Raw genomic sequence first — 1,247 nt, forward strand, 5'->3', positions numbered from 1 at the left:
TACCCGCACCTCGTCGACGCCCTGGCCGCCGTGAAGGAGGCCGCCGCGCTCGCCAACGAGGAACTCGGCCTGCTGGACGCGAAGAAGGCCGCCGCCATCGCCGCCGCCTGCCGGGAGATCCGGGACGGCGACCTGCACGACCAGTTCGTGGTCGACGTCGTGCAGGGCGGCGCGGGGACCTCGACGAACATGAACGCCAACGAGGTCGTGGCGAACCGGGCACTGGAACTGCTGGGCCACGCCAAGGGCGAGTACCAGCACCTCCACCCGAACGAGGACGTCAACCTCGGCCAGTCCACCAACGACGTCTACCCGACCGCCGTCAAGATCGCGACGGTGTTCGCGGTCCGTGGACTGCTCGAGGCGATGTCCGTGCTCCAGGACGCCTTCGCCCGCAAGGCGGTCGAGTTCCACGACGTGCTCAAGATGGGCCGTACCCAGCTCCAGGACGCCGTGCCCATGACGCTCGGCCAGGAGTTCTCCGCGTACGCCGTCATGATCGACGAGGACCGGGCCCGCCTCGCCGAGGCCGTCGGGCTGATCCATGAGATCAACCTGGGCGCCACGGCCATCGGCACCGGCCTCAACGCCCCCGCCGGATACGCCGAGGCAGCCCGCCGGCACCTCGCCGCCATCACCGGCCTGCCCCTCGTGACGGCGGCCAACCTGGTGGAGGCGACCCAGGACTGCGGCGCCTTCGTCCAGATGTCCGGCGTGCTCAAGCGCATCGCGGTCAAGCTCTCCAAGACCTGCAACGACCTGCGGCTGCTCTCCTCCGGTCCGCGTGCCGGGCTCGGCGAGATCAACCTGCCGCCGGTGCAGGCGGGGTCGTCCATCATGCCCGGCAAGGTCAACCCGGTGATCCCGGAGGTCGTCAACCAGGTCGCCTTCGAGGTGATCGGCAACGACGTCACCATCACCATGGCCGCCGAGGCCGGACAGCTCCAGCTCAACGCCTTCGAGCCGATCATCCTGCACTCCCTGTCGGAGTCCCTCACCCACCTGCGCGCCGCCTGCCTCACCCTCGCCGAGCGCTGCGTCGCCGGCATCACCGCCAACACCGAGGCACTGCGCGCGAGCGTCGAGAACTCCATCGGCCTGGTCACCGCCCTCAACCCGCACATCGGCTACACCGCCGCCACCGAGATCGCCAAGGAAGCCCTCGCCACCGGCCGCGGCGTGGCCGAACTCGTCCTGGACAAGGGCCTGCTGCCCGCCGACCGGCTCGCGGACCTGCTCCGCCCCGA

At 70.3% G+C, this 1,247-nt stretch carries 1 protein-coding gene; it reads left to right on the plus strand.

Going from position 1 to position 1,247, the window contains the following annotated elements; all coding sequences use genetic code 11:
- The coding region (locus IE212_RS34420; RefSeq protein ID WP_190201924.1) for an aspartate ammonia-lyase at positions 1–1,247 on the plus strand (1,247 nt) is incomplete at both ends.

This window comes from Streptomyces djakartensis, from assembly GCF_014651075.1.
GTDB lineage: Bacteria > Actinomycetota > Actinomycetes > Streptomycetales > Streptomycetaceae > Streptomyces > Streptomyces djakartensis.